At 61.6% G+C, this 2,074-nt stretch carries 1 protein-coding gene and 1 pseudogene; one reads left to right on the forward strand and one right to left on the reverse strand.

Translation table 11 applies throughout. The features are described 5' to 3' along the window. On the reverse strand, positions 1 to 306 hold a 306-nt coding region (locus tag EOA60_RS30365; protein ID WP_236473435.1), incomplete at its 3' end, for a helix-turn-helix domain-containing protein. A gap of 811 nt (positions 307 to 1,117) precedes the next feature. Here EOA60_RS30365 and EOA60_RS30375 point away from each other — a divergent pair. After that, positions 1,118 to 1,939 (forward strand): annotated as a pseudogene (locus tag EOA60_RS30375) (class I SAM-dependent methyltransferase); the annotation flags it as partial. Positions 1,940 to 2,074 lie beyond the last annotated feature (135 nt).

Consider the following 2,074-nt stretch of genomic DNA (forward strand, 5'->3'; position numbering starts at 1 on the left):
CCTCACGGATGCCGAGTTCGGCACCAGCCCGAGCGCAGCACGCTGGCTAATTTTCAGCTCGGCCGCGACCAGACCTGCCGACACCAGCGGCCGCGCCAGCACCAGCTCGATCAGCGCCGGCAGGCTCGAGTTTTTGCGCCGGTTCCTGAGCCGGCGCTCCATCTGGCTTTTGGCCAGCGCCTGGATGATTGCAAGGCTGAAACAGTCGATGGAACGCCCCTCCAGCGAAGCCGAACCGGACGAGGCGCGCGCGCCAGGTCCTTCGGCTGCCATCGGCACGCTGGGTTTAAGTGCTTGGGGTGACACGGCGTGATCTCCGCCGTTGGCGGGAACAGGCGGTAGAACAGCTGGATGTTCTCAAATGCATGCGGGATTGCCCAGATCTGGCCGCCCTCCCCCGTTGCGATCTGACCGGCTTCCATCTTCCAGGTAAGCGCCGCACGCAGGCTCGGGAAGGAGTCGTTGTAGTCGTATCCAGCATCGGGTAAAAACGGGTAACCGGCACTTAAAGGCGTTGTAGTGTCGCCACCAGAAATACTGCTCCGTGGTGCTGGCCTTTGCGTGGGGGCGCAACACGGCAACTACCCGCTCAAAACGGTTGGTCCTCTACCTCTTATTCACCGTCGCTTTCCTCGCGGCCTAACCCGGCCGGAATATCCGTTGCCAGAAAAAGGCCTCGCGGCCGGTTCGAGGCGCATCCCTCCTCCGAAGCAGCACGCTCAAGTATCGTCACAAGCCCCGAGCGCTTCGCGTTCGGCGATGTCCAAATTCCGACAATGTCGGATACAGTCAGATCTACTGGATTGCGTTTGAATGGTTTTCTCATTTGGCACAGTACATGCGGGTCATCCGCAAAACACGTGACCGACCAACAAGAATTCGCATGATCACCTTACCACAACATACAGCCGCCTCGGAACAATCACTTGGCCCCTGATCGCCCGCCCCGGCACCACAACCGGAGTCATCGATGTTCTGACGGGCTGCCCTAGGATACCTGCTGCGACAGGGCTTGCCCTGGTGACGACCACTCCGGCTCCGCCGGTTACCGACGAGGGCAACGTGACGGATTTCCTGCTTTTCAACGGCATGGAGGTGGCTGTCATTCCCGACCACCGAAGCGAGCGACAAATTCTATCTCAACGCCGAGCAAGAGCTGGTGTTCGCCGATGAAGACAGCCCGGCCTTCATGGCAGGCGCATTCGAGTTCCTGTCCGCGCTGTGGCTCGATGAAGAAAAGGTGAGGCAGGCATTCCGTCCGGCAATGGCGTCGGGTGGCACGATCATAGCGCGTGTCTGTTTCGCGGTACGGAACGGTTCTTCCGTCCAGGCTACAATGCCAATCTGATCGACTCCTGGCTGCCGGCCTTGGAGGGCGTCGTCGAGAAGCTCGAACGCGGCGTGGACGTCGCGGATGTTGGATGCGGTCATGGTGCATCGACCGTGCTCATGGCACAGGCCTTCCCCAATTTCGCGCTTCGTCGGCTTCGACTATCATGCCCCTTCGATTGAGCGCGCCCGCAAGGCGGCCGAGGTAGCCGGCGTCGGCGTCAACACGCGGTTCGACGTCGCCGCCGCCAAGAGCTATCCCGGAACCTACGACCTCGTCACATTCTTCGATTGCCTTCACGACATGGGCGACCCGACGGGCGCCGCCACCCATGTCCACGGATCGCTCAAGCCGGATGGCACGTGGATGATCGTCGAGCCGTTCGCGCATGATCATCTGGCGGCGAACCTCAATCCCGTCGGACGCGTTTACTATGCCGCTTCCACGTTCGTGTGCACGCCCGCGTCCGTGTCGCAGGAAGTCGGGCTCGCGCTTGGAGCCCAGGCCGGTGAGGCGAGGCTGCGCAAGGTGGTGACCGGTGGCGGCTTCAAGCGATTGCGTCGCGCCGCGGAGACACCGTTCAACATGGTGCTGGAGGCCCGCCCTTAGCGTGGCCGTCGCCAGAAATTGCAGCTCATCGCATTTGATGAAGATCACCGCCAAAATCCGGACGCATCGGGCTTTTCAAGGCGTCTGGGTTCACGCAGAGGTCGCTGCCGAGCCGCCTTCTCTAAACCACTGAAG

Source organism: Mesorhizobium sp. M1A.F.Ca.IN.020.06.1.1, assembly GCF_004023265.1.
Lineage (GTDB): Bacteria > Pseudomonadota > Alphaproteobacteria > Rhizobiales > Rhizobiaceae > Mesorhizobium.